This is a genomic window from Fibrobacter sp. UWH4 (assembly GCF_900142475.1).
Classification (GTDB): Bacteria; Fibrobacterota; Fibrobacteria; order Fibrobacterales; family Fibrobacteraceae; genus Fibrobacter.
The window spans coordinates 168739-183661 of the sequence record NZ_FRAY01000001.1; the positions used below are offsets into that span (position 1 = coordinate 168739).

Below are 14923 nucleotides of genomic sequence, written 5' to 3' on the forward strand. Positions count from 1 at the left end.
AGGTATGAAAATGAAGCGCGTGTTGTGTGCGGCCGTGATTGCCTTGGCTGCCGCGGAGACTTTCGGGGCGACCTACTACGTGGCCCCCGATGGCAAGAATACGAATAAGGGAACGAAGGATAGCCCGTTTGCGACCATCAACAAGGCGAATTCCGTGGTGAACGCGGGCGATACCGTGTGGATTCGCGGCGGAACCTACCTGCATACGGATACGTCGTATGTGAAAAACGACAACATGTTCGCGGGCATTCACCTGACCAAGAGCGGTTCAAGCGACAACAAGCGCATTCATTACCTCGCGTATCCGGGCGAAAAGCCGGTCATTGACTTCAGCAAGATGCCGATTGCCAACGGTTCGAACAACGTAAGGTACACTTCGGGTATCCTCATTCAGGCGCAGTACTTGCACCTGAAGGGGCTCGAAGTCAAGAACGTTCCCATGAAGGGCGAATCGAATGTGGGCGTGTACGTGTCCCGCAGTAAGCATATTTTCTTGGAACTGATCGATAGTCACCACAACGGCGGTTCGGGATTCTTCGTAAACGAGAGGGGCTCGGGAAGCGGCGGCGGACATTTGTTCTTGAACTGCGACAGTCACGACAACTACGACCCCAACGGACGCCAGGGAGACGGCCAGAATGCCGACGGTTTTGGCGTGCATTACCAAACTGGTGGCGATACGACAAAGTTCATCGGTTGCCGTGCCTGGTGGAACAGCGACGACGGCTGGGATTTTATCAGTCAGGAATTCCCGGTAGTTATCGAGAACAGCTGGGCGATGGGCCACGGCTACAGCAATTACGGTACTGGCAAGCCGAAGGACGGCAACGGCAACGGTTTCAAGGCGGGGAGCAGCAAGACGGGTGTGCGCCATACCATCCGCAACTGCGTCGCCTGGAAAAACAAGGCGTCGGGCTTTTACGCAAACCACAGCAGCGGCGGTAACGACTGGTTCAACAATACGGCCTACATGAACGGCACGGCGTTCAACATGTGGGCGAGCACCTGGGATGCAAACGACAAGCGCACCGACGGTGTCGTGCTCAAGGGCAACAAGGCTCACGTGATGAAGAATAATATCGCCTTCCCGAACAAGACGGCCTACATTGGCGGCGAATATGCGGCGGGCGAATACAACACCTGGAACCTGAACATTACCCCGAAGGAATCGGATTTCGTGAGTGTGTCGGACCCGAGCATGACCGTGACGGGCAAGGAACTCGGGCCTCTCGGCGGTGCATTCGGCCCGCGCCAGGCCGACGGTAGCCTTCCGGATATCGACTTCCTGAAGCTTGCGAAAAATAGCCAGATGATTGACAAGGGCGTGAATGTGGGGCTCAAGTACGAGGGCAAGGCTCCGGATTTGGGTGCGTACGAATATGGCTATGTGTCGCCTGTTATAGTGCCGGTCGATACCACGCCGAAGGATACTGCTGTAACGCCGATTGTCGTTCCGGTCGATACGTCGGTTGCGCCGGTCGATACGACTGCGGATTCTACGGAAATTTCTGTGGGTGATTCGACGACGTTTGTGCGCCCGCTTCCGCAACGCAGGTCGAACATGCAACAGCCGGGACGCCTGTTCTACGTGAACGGCCGCTCGGTGAATGCCCTGCGTGCAGGTGGTTGCGAGGCTTCGAGAATCAGGACTTATTCAAAATAACGGGGGTGTTTTATGAAAAAGATGAGTTTATTCAAGACGGCGCTTGCCGGGGGATTGCTTGTCGCATCCCTTGCCGCTACGGCTACGGCGCAGACTATCGTAAATGACCGTTTCTGGAAAGATACGGACGGCAACTTTATCTATTCGCAGGGCGGTGGCGTGCTCCAGGTGGGCGATACGTTCTACTGGTACGGAGTCAAGTACAACGGCGCCGTTACATACGCGGCGAACCCCACCAAGAAAAACGACGATACCGGATTTGCGGGCGTCACCTGCTATTCCTCGAAGGATTTGGTCAACTGGAAATTCGAGGGAATCGTGCTGAAGCCGAGCGAAGCGGGCGGTGGATGGTTCGGGCGCATTGGCGTCGTGTACAATGCGAAGAGCAAGAAGTATGTGCTCGCGGGCCAGGGGGCAAGCCCGAGCTGGGAATTCGGCGAGTATTTTGCTACCAGCGATTCCCCTACGGGGCCGTTCAAGTTCGCGCGCGTGCAGCCCGAAAGCGAGATGACGTTCTTCGTGAACAATAATACTGGCGACCAGACGCTTTTCCAGGATGATGACGGCAAGGCGTACGTGATTGCGTCTAACGTGAAGGGGCGTACTAACTTGTATGTAGCGCCGCTCCGAGAATCGGATTTCTTGGCGATTGACGGTTCCAGGACGGTGAATATCCACAAGAGCCGTGTGGGTGGCCGCGAAGGGAATGCCATGTTCAAGCAGAACGGCGTTTACTACTTCTGCTCTTCTGATTTGCACGGCTGGAATACCTCGCAGACGTATTGCATGTCGGCGACAAACATCCTGGGCCCCTACAGCGAAGAGTTTGTACTTGAAGGAACGCAGCACGACTTTAGTCACGTGACGCAGACCGGGTTCTTTGTCATGGTGAAGGGCTCGAAGGGTTCGTTTGTGGTGAACGCGGGTGATCGCTGGAGCGATTTCGCAGGGAATGGCCTCGGTTATAACCAGTGGCTGCCTATTTCTTTCGAGACGGGCAAACCCGTGTTCCATTCCCTGAGCGAGTGGAACATCAACGTGAAGGAAGGCACGTGGAGCGTGGGCGCGGGCAATAACTATTGCCTGAATCCGACATTCGAGGCGGATCGCGTGGGCCAGACGACCTTGACGGGCTGGAAACTGGACAAGGCCGATGCCAACAACATTAATTCCACATCCAAGAAACGCACGGGCCGCTGGGGGCTCTACCTGACGGACAGCAAGACGCTCACGCAGACATTGACGGTGCCCAACGGGAAGTACACCCTGAGCGCCTACGTGCAGGGTAGTGGCGGGCAGAGTTCCGCGAAGATGTTCGCGAAGGATTTCGGCAGCAGCGAGCAGAACGTGTCTATTGCCGCGGCAGCAGGCAACTGGACGAAGAAGGTGGTGGAAAACATCACCGTGACGAACGGGAAGATAACCATCGGGTTTAGCACGGCGGGCTCTTCTAGCCAGTGGATTGCCGTCGACGATATCGAACTTATCAAGTCGGGCAAGAGCTACAAGGTGTCGCTCGATGCCGGAATTGGCGGGACGATTGCCCAGAATATTGCCGGCACGGAAATTCCCGAGGGCTCGAACGTCACATTTACCGCGACACCTCTGGACGGCTGGGAATTTGCGGGCTGGAGCGGAGATGCAAGCGGGCTCGATAAGGAATACGTTGTGGCAAGTCTCGGCAAGAATGTGAATCTTGGAGCTGCATTCAAGTTCGTGGGCAAGGATTCGCTCAGGTACGAAGCAGAAAATACCGTATTCAAGCAGACGCTTTTCGAGGACAAGCACGAAGGCTTTTCGGGCAAGGGCTACGCGAACCTGGACAATGCGGTGGGTTCCTCGATTACGTTTGCACTTTGCCTGCCTGAAGGCGATGAACGCAAGGTCAAGTTGACTTTCGCGAACGGCGGGAGTGCGAACCGCCCCGTAAGCATTTCGGTAAACGGCAAGGTTCTGGTAGAAAAGCTGGACTTGGAACCGACGGGCGGATGGACCTCATGGAACGATGCGGAATTGACGCTCAAGATTCCTGCCGGCGTAAACGCCCTGGAAATTGCGTCGCTCACGGAAGACGGTGCCCCGAATATCGACAAGATTGAGTTCGTGCGGGCAGACTCCGGTACGACCGTACTGCGCAAGGTTGCCCCTGCAGAAGTATCCAAGGCCCGCACGGGCAAGCGGTTCTACGTGAACGGCCGTGCGGTAAACGTCCTGCGTGCTGGCAACCGCAAGGCAGTGCAACCCACATTCGCAAAGTAGCAGCACCGTAGGTGCCCGCCGTAGTCCGCGGACAACTGGAAATTTCTTTTACCCTACCCCCGGAGCAAATGCGAGGGTATTTTTGTGGGCAGAAAGGAGTTATGTATGGGATGTTTGAACTCTATTCGCGTATTGGGCCTCTCGGCGGCGCTTGCCTTTGCCGCATCGCCCGTCATCAAGGTCGATTTTGACATGAGCGGCCGCAATTCGAGCGAGGTTACGGAACCGAATTACGTGCCCTGGGTGGTTTCGGGTGTCGCTTCGAAAGATACGACGCTTTCGGGCGTGAAGGTGAATGTCGCCGGAAGCGCGAACCTCAAGGCCAACTGGTACAAGGCCGGGGTGCAGTCCCCGAGCTATGCGCGCCTTGTGTGCGACGGCGTGATGGTCGAAGGCGGCGGGGCGATTACGCTCACCTTCTCGAATCTTGCGGCAGGGACGCACAGCCTCCTTTTGTACCTGAACAATGTCGATGGGACGGCGGTAAGCAACAGCATCGATGTCTATGTGAACAACTCGAAGCAGGCGTCGGTCAAGCCCACGAATCGTGCGCTCTCGACAGGCGAGGCGGCGATTGCCTACGTGACTTTTAATGTGGGCGGGACGGGCGCTTCGACCGCGATAAAACTGAATACGGGAACGGTTACCCTGAACGGCTTTGAACTGAACGTGCCCAATGCGGCGGCGCAGGCAACTGGCCCTTCGCCTGCAGATTTGGATTATCACGCATCGCACGAAAACGGAGCGCTGACGCTTTCGTGGACGGCGGCGAAGTCGGCCGTAAAGCATCGCGTCTATTTCGGGACGGATTCGGCGGCTGTGCTTGCGGCAACGCCCTCGAGCACTGCGGTTTACATGGGTGAACAATCCGGCAGTTCGTATAAGGTGAGCGGCACGACTCCGCTCCAGACTTACTACTGGCGCGTAGATGAGGTCGATGCGAACGGAACGGTTACGGCAGGGAATGTCTGGTCGTTCAAGCCGGGCCGCGTCGCGTTCGAAGGTGCCGAAGGTTACGGTCGCAATGCGGTCGGCGGGCGCGGCGGCAAGGTAGTGTACGTGACGAACCTGAACGATGACGGTGCAGGCTCCTTGCGCGAGGCGTGCACGGCAGAAATTGGCCCGCGTACCGTCGTGTTCAAGGTGTCGGGAATGATCCAACTGAAATCGCGTTTGGTCTGCAATCAGGATTATGTGACGATTGCGGGGCAGACGGCTCCCGGCAAGGGAATTACCATCAAGAGCGCTCCCATCGGGTTCACGGGCAAGGACATGGTCATCCGCTTCATGCGCGTGCGCTTGGGTTACGGTGCCACTTACGACGGCATGGGGCTCACCGGCGGCGACCACAGCATATTGGACCATGCGAGCATCAGCTGGACGATTGACGAAGCCTTCAGTAGCCGAGGCGGCAAGAACCTTACGCTGCAGCGCACGCTGATTTCGGAAGCGCTGAACATTGCGGACCACCAGAATTACCCTGTCGGGACGGGACACGGGTATGCGGCGACTATCGGCGGCGATATCGGCAGCTTCCACCACAACCTGCTTGCGCATAATGCGGGCCGCAACTGGAGCCTGGGCGGTGGCCTCGACGGGAACGGCTACTATGCGGGCCGCCTTGACATATTCAACAACGTTGTCTATAACTGGGTGAGCCGCGTGACCGATGGCGGTGCGCACGAGGTGAACTTCGTGGGCAATTACTACAAGGAGGGTGCTGCAACCACCTTGCACGGCTATACTTTGCGCGCACAGTTCGAAGGTACGGGCAAAGGCTCGCAGGCGTATTACTACCACAACAACGTTCTCGAGGCTGCGGGCGGCAAGTTCACCTGCGACGGCACCAACGACAATTGCGGTCGCGAGTATTCGCTTTCCGGCGGGCAGGTGCTGGATTGGGAACCCTGGAACAGCAAGCCCTTCTTTGCCTCGTATGCGACTGTCCAGAGCGCGAAGGCCGCCTACAAGGATGTGCTGAGCGATGTGGGCCAACGCATGCCTGTACTTGACAATCACGACACCCGCGTGATAAACGAAACCAAGAACGGAACCTACAGCATGAAGGGCTCCGTGGGCGGCATGGCGGGCATTCCCGACCGCGAAACCGACGTGAAGGATACGGCGAACATCAAGGGCTGGGAGCCTTACCCGAGCGAAATCCGGGCCGACGACTACGACAGCGATTTGGACGGGCTCCCTGACTGGTGGGAAAATATGTACGGGTACAATCCGAAGTCGAAGAGCGGTGACTTTAGCGAAGCGAACAGGGACCGCCTGGGCGATGGCTGGACGGAATTGGAACGCTACCTGGAATGGATGGCCCGCGCGCACTACACCTTCGCGAAGGGCGAAACCCAAGTGATAGACCTTTCGCAGTTTACCCGCGGTTACGACGGCGGAACCTACACCGTGTCGGCCCCGAGCGGCGTGACGGCGACCGTGAGCGGTTCCAAGTTGGCGGTGAAACTCGCCGAAAACTTTGCAGGTGCGGACTACGTGCAGTTTACGCTCAAGGACAATGCGGGCGATACCTTTAGCCGCTACATCGGCGTGACGCAGGGCCTAGCCTTGAACGCCTCGCAGGGCGAACAGGATGAAAACGATACGACATCTGTTGTCGCGGGCGATACGACTGCGACAGGAGATTCTACGACAACATCGTTAAGGCCGCGTGCGCAGAGAAAGCATCTAAATGGCCTTGGACGCATTTACGACACGCAGGGACGTCTCTTGAAGCAGCGAAAACATAGGGGCTTTTACCTGACGCGATAAATTTTTAGTATAATAAGATGAAAGGATGGTCGATTATGGGAATGTTTGGTACAAAAACGGCAGTTTCGGCGCTTTGCCTAACAGTGTTTGGTTTTATCGGGGCGGGTGCCGAGCCGCTGGCTTTCCCGGAGGCGCTGGGTTTTGGCGCGCAGGTTACGGGTGGTCGTGGCGGCAGCGTTTATCACGTGACGAACCTGAACGATGATGGTGCGGGTTCTTTTCGCGATGCGGTGAGCCAGGGCAACCGCATTGTGGTCTTTGACGTGGGTGGCATCATCAACATCAAGACGGCGGTTTCCATCAAGAGCAACATTACCATCGCGGGGCAGACGGCTCCGGGCGAGGGAATCGCCATTCACGGTGGCAAGCTCAGTACCGGCAAGCAGAGCAACATCATCATCCGCTACCTGCGAATCCGTCCGGGCGAAAATACTGCGTCCGAAAAGGACGATGCGCTCAACCTTTACGATGCGAAGAACGTGATTGTGGACCACTGCTCGGTGGAACTTGCGCCATGGAATAACTTCGGCGGTTCTTCGGACAATGCGAGCTATCGTGTCGCGGGCATTACGGTGCAGAACTCGTTGATTGCAAACCCCATCGGACAGCAGTTCGGTGCGCATATCGAATCGGTGGACGGAACCTGGGCGTGGTACTACAACGCCTTCGTGAACACGCACAACCGAAACCCGCTGGACAAGATTAACGACGTGTTCGTGAACAACATCCTCTACAATTTTGAGGCGGGCTACACAACGCATACGAGCACGCACTTCAATCACGACATCGTGAACAATTACTTTGTCTATGGACCGAAGGGGAGTAACCCGTGGTTCCAGGTGGACAAGAACCAGAGCATCTACGCCAGCGGCAACATGATCGATACGGACCGCGATGGAAAACTGAACGGCGGGCCTTCGAGTATTTATTATTATCAGGGCGTGGGCGAGGAACTGGCGAAACCCTGGAGCGAACTTACGACATCGGGCCCGATGCTCAGTGCGGCAAGTGCGTGGCGCTACGTGACGTCGCAGAGCGGCGTGCTCCTGTATGACGATATTGATTCCCTGATATGGCGCCAGGTGGGGACACTTGGGAAAGAAGGAGCCTTGGTGAAAAGCGTTGGTGCCATGGGAATCAAAACCAATAACGGCTGGGGAGAGGTGATTGCGGGGAAGGCCGCGACCGATTCTGACAAGGACGGCATGCCGGATTACTTCGAAGAAGCGATGGGTTATGACAAGTCGAAAGATGACACGATGACCAAGGAACGCGATGGCTACGTGCGCATCGAGAAGTATATCAACTGGCTGGGCGCCATGCATGCGACGGCTGCGGGCGGCAAGTCCCTCGATTTTGACCTGCGCACGATTACGCGCGGGTTCAAGGATGTGTCGCCGACTTACAGCGTGTCTGCTGCGGAGAACGGAAGTGTGGAACTTGCGGGTGACGGCTATACGGTAAGGTTTGCGCCCAAGGCGAATTTCAGCGGGCTTGCCTCGTTCAAGTACACCGTGAAGGGCAACGACAATACCGAATATACGGGCCGCGTTGAGGTGCTGGTGGAAAAATCTGCCGGCGCAGATACTTCGACCGTGCAGCCGCAGGACACGACTGCACGCGATACCTCCGCGACCGACACGACGTCCATCGTCGCGGGCGATTCTACGGCAAAGGATTCGACAACCGTGATACGGGACCTTCGTCGTGCACGCCCTGCCGACATGCGCGGGGCTACGCATAAGGAATACCGCGACCTGAAGGGCCGCCGTTTCGACAGGCAGATCCCTTACAGGGTGATGTTCTAGGTTCTATTTGGTGTAAATCTTATGCTCGGCCATATAGATAGCTAGATAGTCGATGACGCCGGATTCTGCGCCCTTTACGGGAATGTAGCGCAAGTTATTTTGTGCGTCTATAATAACGGCTAGCCCCGCGATATAATTTATCCAATGGTAATCCTCGTGATACTTGAGGGCGACCTTTTTCTGCGAACCGAAAACGGCGAGTGGCATCACGAAGATGTCGTGCGATACCATGATGGTAACGCGTTTCCACTTGGATAAATTTTTCAGGATGACCGCTTGCATGAATTCTTGTGCGCGGGGCTCCATTTCGTAAAATGTTTCTGGGTATCCGCCTTCGTATGCCCAGCGAGCCATCAGTTCGATTGAACTGCCCTTTAGGCCGAGCGCGGTCGCTTGCTTTGCGAGAGAGTCGGCCGAAATTTTCAAGAACCAATTGCCAGTAATGTCGTAATTCGTGATGAGTTTCGGGAGAGTTGCTTCGCCGCGACCTTTCGAAATTTGGTTTGCGGTTTCGTTCGTGCGCACGAATCCCGAAGTGACGTACGAGAATTCTTCTTCGCTTTTGAGGGTGGCCCCTAGATCCTGTGCCATCTGGATTCCGTTTGTGGTGAGTTCGGTTTCCAATGCCACGTCGTCTTCACGTTCGGAATGGCGAATGATAAAAACGGCCTTTTCGTCGGGCGCGAGACTCTTGTAGACATCGGCGACGGTAGCAAAGCCATCTTTGTCCAAAACGATTTCCGGAGAGGGTTCAATGACTTCTGACGAAGAGGATTCCTCGATTGAAGAGGAATAGTCGACATATGGTTCTGCGGACGAAGACAGAGCTTGTAGAATATGTTCGCTAGAAGAGTACGGCGGAATGCTCGAAGACGACCATTCCGGAGAATCTTGCTCGGACGATGACTCGGGTATCCAGGAGTGATTGGAAGATTCGTCGGACGAAGCTGATTCAATATCGGGGCTAGAAGCTTTGTCGTTGCATGCCGTGAGTGCAGCAATACATGCGGCGGCAAAGATGAAAAGGTGCGTGCGCATTATGACCCCCACTGATAATCTCCGGCTTCGTAAACCGGATTTTCGCCGTTGAAGCCGCGGGGACGTTTGATTTTGTCATCGTAAAGGGTCTTGTTGAATATGCGGAAATCGCCTCGTTCATAACTTTGGAATGAAATGTGGCAGAAAATGGGGCCTGCTGGCATGTATTCGCTGTAGCTCATGGTGCGTTCGCCAGCGGTGTAAAGGTAGTTGAAGTATTTCCCGTTCAGCACGATGTGAAGCCCGATGTTACCCACGGTGAACCAGCGGCCCTTTGCGAGAATGTTCTCGTGGTGCGTGTCGTCGTAATCCATCACTACGAATTCGGCGTCCCCATTCTTGTCGAGGTGGAATCGGTACTTGTGGTTGCCTCCGCAACAGCGCCCGTCAAAGAACCAGGTGTATCCACTTGCGGCAGCAATACGCGGGTCGCGCACGCTTGTGTCGGGGTGGGCGAGCTGTTCGTCTGTCACGAGGCGCTCGGGTTCCACGGCGGCGATCAACTGTTCCAATGTTTTCGGGTTGCTTACGGTCGTAAGGCTTACCTTGTTCTTAGCTTCGCTTGCAGCACGGCGGTACAGTCGGTAGGGAATGCCGTCGTCACTGATCATGGTGAGTTCATCTTGGCTGAACACATAGTAGGCGTACGTTTTGGTTCCGGTTTTGGTGACCACGTTGAAACTGCGGTTGTTGAGCGTGTACCATTGTCCAGAAACGTTCGGGAATCCTGAAACGGCTGCAATTCCGTCTTCGCCGATGACAACGGTGTAGTCATCGCTGATCCAGGCTTCGTCGGCTGCGGTAATGAGGCGGCAGTCGCGGTTTTTATCTCCGACACAAACCGCGTCGCTCGGGTTCGCCGCTTCGCAGGCGCTGATCATTCCCGGCGGAAGTTCGGTAGAGGCCCCTAGCCTAAATCCCATATCGGCAGCACCGTCGCGGCTACGGATGGCCCGGCGGCTCACCCGAGCGAATTCGGCGGGTTCGCCGTAACTGCCGCCACGTCGTGTCTTGTTGCCGGAACCCGTGAGCTGTACCGGGTTGACTTTGTCGTCTGCGGTGTAGCCTACGAGCCAGTCGTACACCCATTCCCAAGAATTGCCGCTCATGTCGTAGAGTCCGAGTTTGTTAGGCTTTTTGGTGGCGACATCGTGTGCCTTGCCGCCGCTGTTTTCGGAATACCAGGCGACATCGTCAATGGGCGTTGCCTCCTGAGAATTTGAAGCCGTCGGCAATCCCATCCTTACCTCCGCGAGCGGCAAATTCCCATTCGGCATCAGTGAGCAGGCGGTATTGCCTGCCTGTCAATTTCCCTAATTTGCAAGCGAAATTGTTCGCGTCAAACCAGCTTACACCTATTTTGGGAGCGTTTCCCGATTCCCACGCGTTTTTCTTGCCGCCCATGACGGCGTTCCATTGGCTGACCGTGACTTCGGTTTTGGCGGCAAAGTAGTCGCTGACGGTTACCTTGTGCGCGGGAGTCTCGTAAATTTTGTCTTGTTCGGCGCAGTTGTCGCACCCGCGTGTGTACGAACCTCCCGGAACATGAACCATGTCAAATAAGACGCCGTTTACGGTATCGGTAAAATTTGCGGGTGCAATATATGAGAATTCAGTTCCGCTCGATGAGCAGGAATGGGTTGCGAGCTCATCTGAAGAGGATGAAATGGCTAAAACGTTGTCTGATGAGCTTGCGGTAAGGAATCCGCTCGATGAATAGGTGCTAGAGTCGTCAACAACTGCTCCGGAGCTGATTCCTTGAGGTGAATCAGCGTTTGACGAATCCGGAGGAATCGTTGCTGAGGAATCGCCCTCGGCGGGGGGAGTTAACCCACTTTCGGGCGATTCCGAGCAACCTACAAACATCCCAGCGATAAAGGTAACCGCTATAACACCCGAGGAAATCTTGTGCATACGCACCTCCATCGAGTAAGCATCCGTAACCAATTTCAATATAAGCTTAAGCTATAAGAAAAAATATGTACAAAATATTTTACTGTGGACAAATGTGTCCACACGAAATGTACGCTTGTCAAAAGAAGCTCCCCGTTCAGGGCCCCTCTTTGTTTGGTTTAAGAAGATTTGCGTTTTTACTTTACTTGTACGGTACTTGTCTGGACCGCATTTTTGCCTCGGATGATTGCTATGTACTGGCCCGTCGGAAGGTTTTCAAATTGTACTTGTCCGTGATTCTGTGAGAGCACCTTTTGGGAAATGACTTGCCCCGTTGCAGAAACGAGGGTGACGTGGGATTCGTTTAGGAAATTTCCCTCGACAACGATATTTTTACCTTGCGCGTAAATTCGATTTGTGTTAAACTTCAGATTTTTCGCCGTATTTATCGCGTCGGAGCTATCGGGCTCTGTGGAACAGTCTTTACATGCGGTGTCACCTGCAGCGTACAAGGGAGCGAGCGCTTCGGCCCACAAGTGGTGCATGGCTTGCCCGCCCTTGGTTTCGCCATTCGGGTGAACACCGTCGCTGGCGAGCTGTTCCGGATGTTCTTTGAAGTAGGCGTAAAAATCGGGGCCTGCAGGCAGATTGTTGTCTTCGACAAGCTTATCTACGGCTGTCAAAAATGCCGGATTAATCTGCCAACCCGCCTTGGCGGAATCGGTTGCTATAATGCGGGCGAGAATCGGGGTGATTCCGTGAGCCTTTGCAGAATCGATAATCGTCTGCATGTTCTTCTTGTACGTATCGAGGTTCCAATCGCCACCGCCCCAGGCGTCGTTCGTGCCCATTTCGATTGCCCAGAACTTGACGTTGCCGGCGTATGCCAGGTATTCGTTCAGGTGTTCCACGACTTCGCTGCTGTTGATGCAGCCGATGCCTCCGCGCAACATGGCGGGCGTGTATTCGGGGAATCGTGCGTGGATGAGCTGCGCCGTGGTGGAATCGGTGTCCTGTTGCTTGATTCCCATCTGGCTGATGCTTGTTCCCATAAAGAACCAGGTGTCGGTGCCGCCATTGCTCATGTCGAAGGCTTCAATTTCAAGAATCTGGCCCACATCGCCTTCGCTTGCGAACTTGAACCAGGATTTGCCTGCAAAGTCGATGGTTACACCGCGTGCCATCACGGGGTTATCCTGGATGGTGGCGGCCACTTCCCAGTCACCGTCGGTGCCGTCGGTGGAATTCGCCGAGGTCAAAATCTTGAAATTCGAGAGAGCGACGCCTGCGTGTCCACAATTGCTCGTGAAGTCGGTCGCCCAGGCGCAATCGCCGAACGATTCCCAGTTGATCAAGAGCTTTTTGGGGCCTTCGCCCACGTTCAACGCGATTTCCTTGGCGCTGCTACTCTTCCAGTTGGTCAAGTAACCGTCCGTCAGATAATCTGTCGTTGTGGCTCCTGTATGAGCCGGCAAACCGCCAGAAACCAACTTGTTCGGGGTAATCCCGTAAGAGGCGCACATTCCGCATAACAAAAAAGCGGCGGTTGTGTTCGCCATTTTTAAAGTAAAACAACCCATGAACACTCCAATTCAAAAAAGCGACGCTCCAAAAATAAACTCCAACCCCGCTGTGTATTCATTTTTTTTGCGTCGCCTGCAAAAATTCGTTGAAACCGACTCAATAGTTATTTTTTGATGTATACCGCATTCAAGTTGCGTCCCTGGATTCTTTGACGCACGATGTAGCGACCCTGCGGAAGTCCTTGCGTAGAAATTCCCACGTAATGGCCGTTCATGTCAAAAATGCCGGTTGTTGTTGCAGAACCATAGAATGGCGACACCTTTGCAAGACGCGTCGTCGAAGTGTCCTGCTTGGGCTTGTATTGGTCCCAACCGGGCATGTCTTCGAGCGAAATAACACGTTCGTCGTCCATATTGCTCTTCCACACGGCATCCTTCGTTTGGCCGGGCCAGGTTCCGCTCCAGGTGCTGTACCACGGCATCCACCAGCTCCATACGGCTTCGTCGGTGTGCATGTTGTTCACATCGGGAATGGGCCCGTTTTCGCTGAGTGCAATGATCTTCGTGCCGTTCGAGGCGCTCTTGAACTTGTCGAAGGCGCTCGCGTTGCTGGAATGGTCATTTGCGCTGTTGTATATGTCGATGGAGAGCACATCGTAGTATTCGCTGCCCGGATCCCAGGAGGAGACGGTAGAACCTTCTGGGTTGAATACCCAAATCATGTTCTTCACTCCCTTGACCTTCACCATGCGGTCAAATACCAGGCGGTAGAGGGCCGCGAACTGCTCGCCCGAATTGATGCTCCACCAGAACCACTTGCCGCCCGCTTCGTGCAGGGGGCGGAAAATGCCCGCAACACCTTCTTTCTGCAATTCGAGGAAGTAGTCGGCAATATGGTCGATGTCGGCGACGATTCCCTTGTAGGCTGCACTTTCGGTGTCCCATTCGGTGGTGCCGGGCTTGAAACCCGTAGAGAAGTCGAAGTCCGTATATTCGTTGGTCCCTGCCGCACTCTGGATGTAGAAGGCGTCCTTCTTGTCGAGCGGGTCTTTCCAGTGCCAAGTGAATGCGGGGATGCCGCCAGCCTTCCAAAGGCCTTTTGCAATGGAAATCGCCTTGTCGGTGTATTCCATGTTCCAGCCTTGAGACGCGTTCGGGCCAGTTGCGAAAAGGAAGTCGAGACCGACGAGCGCCGGGTACTTGCCCGTGCGTGTATAGATGTACTTCACGTCGTCGTGGGTCTTGAAGTCGGCGCCCAGCGTGTATCCGGTCATGTCGCCAGTCATAATGCCGCTAATCGTCTTTTTGCCGAAGTTTTCTCGTAAGAAACTGTAGAGCTTCACGGCGCTTTCGGTCGCGTTCGGGGTAACCGGGGTCGCAGAAAGCTTGAAGGGAGCGGATTCGTAGGCAGAAATGTCGATGTAGTCGACGTCGATCCATCCCCAGAACTTCTCGATGGCGATGGTGTTTGTACCCGCCTTGAGCGTGACGGCCGTTGTGACATCCGCCCATCCGGTTGTTGCCGCAAAGTCGATTGTGCCTGCGGTGGCACCATTCACCTTGAGGTAATTCGCCTTGTAATCTCCCGCCTTGTAATGGATAGTGAGTGTGTACTTGCCAGCGGTTTCGGCGGTGACACCTGTGAAGGAAATGCTGCCTTCCTGGAGGCTTGCGTACCCTGTGCCAGAGACGCCACTGCTGTTGACAATTTTTGCTTCGCTAGATACGGTTGCCGATTCGGCTTCGTACTTGGTGGCGAAAGCTGTGGTTGCGAGGGTTGCCGCGAGAAAAACGGCTGTATTTCTTTTAAACATTCAAACTCCTTGATACACCATTATACCCTAAATCTATGCTTATAAATAAATAGGGGGTCATTTTTTTAGGTTTGGTGTGGACAAAAATGTCAACATGCCTGTAAAAAATCAATAAAAAGCGGTTGTAGAAATTGATTATTTTGATGATAG

General features: G+C 54.9%; 9 protein-coding genes. 4 read left to right on the top strand and 5 right to left on the bottom strand.

Going from position 1 to position 14923, the window contains the following annotated elements; all coding sequences use genetic code 11:
• Positions 1 to 4 precede the first annotated feature (4 nt).
• The 4 genes from BUA93_RS00615 (at position 5) to BUA93_RS00635 (ending at position 8505) form a co-directional block, all read left to right on the top strand.
• Complete coding sequence (locus BUA93_RS00615; protein WP_254793781.1) at positions 5 to 1663, top strand: right-handed parallel beta-helix repeat-containing protein; 1659 nt, start codon at positions 5 to 7, stop codon at positions 1661 to 1663.
• A 12-nt stretch (positions 1664 to 1675) separates the two neighbouring features.
• Entirely contained in the window at positions 1676 to 3922 is a 2247-nt protein-coding gene (locus BUA93_RS00620; RefSeq protein WP_175547341.1) for a family 43 glycosylhydrolase, read from the top strand.
• 105 nt (positions 3923 to 4027) lie between these two features.
• Complete coding sequence (locus tag BUA93_RS00630; RefSeq protein WP_072976539.1) at positions 4028 to 6697, top strand: hypothetical protein; 2670 nt, start codon at positions 4028 to 4030, stop codon at positions 6695 to 6697.
• A gap of 41 nt (positions 6698 to 6738) precedes the next feature.
• Positions 6739 to 8505 carry an Ig-like domain-containing protein gene (locus BUA93_RS00635; protein ID WP_254793782.1) on the top strand — a complete coding sequence of 589 codons (1767 nt, stop codon included), beginning with the start codon at positions 6739 to 6741 and terminating at the stop codon, positions 8503 to 8505.
• A gap of 3 nt (positions 8506 to 8508) precedes the next feature.
• Here the strand turns inward: BUA93_RS00635 and BUA93_RS00640 are convergent, their stop codons facing one another.
• The 5 genes from BUA93_RS00640 to BUA93_RS00655 all read right to left on the bottom strand — a co-directional run bounded on the left by BUA93_RS00640 (position 8509) and on the right by BUA93_RS00655 (position 14773).
• Entirely contained in the window at positions 8509 to 9543 is a 1035-nt protein-coding gene (locus tag BUA93_RS00640; RefSeq protein WP_072976541.1) for a histidine phosphatase family protein, read from the bottom strand.
• The gene (locus BUA93_RS16470; protein ID WP_254793783.1) at positions 9543 to 10784 is read right to left on the bottom strand and encodes a formylglycine-generating enzyme family protein; all 1242 of its coding nucleotides are present in this window, start codon (positions 10782 to 10784) and stop codon (positions 9543 to 9545) included. Before BUA93_RS16470 ends, BUA93_RS00640 begins: the two co-directional genes overlap by 1 nt.
• Entirely contained in the window at positions 10738 to 11457 is a 720-nt protein-coding gene (locus BUA93_RS16475; RefSeq protein WP_254793784.1) for a formylglycine-generating enzyme family protein, read from the bottom strand. Before BUA93_RS16475 ends, BUA93_RS16470 begins: the two co-directional genes overlap by 47 nt.
• A gap of 176 nt (positions 11458 to 11633) precedes the next feature.
• Positions 11634 to 13016: an SGNH/GDSL hydrolase family protein gene (locus BUA93_RS00650; protein ID WP_254793785.1), complete on the bottom strand. Its 1383-nt coding sequence runs from the start codon at positions 13014 to 13016 to the stop codon at positions 11634 to 11636.
• A 107-nt stretch (positions 13017 to 13123) separates the two neighbouring features.
• Positions 13124 to 14773, bottom strand: coding sequence for a glycosyl hydrolase (locus BUA93_RS00655; RefSeq protein ID WP_072976543.1), 1650 nt, complete (start codon positions 14771 to 14773; stop codon positions 13124 to 13126).
• Positions 14774 to 14923 lie beyond the last annotated feature (150 nt).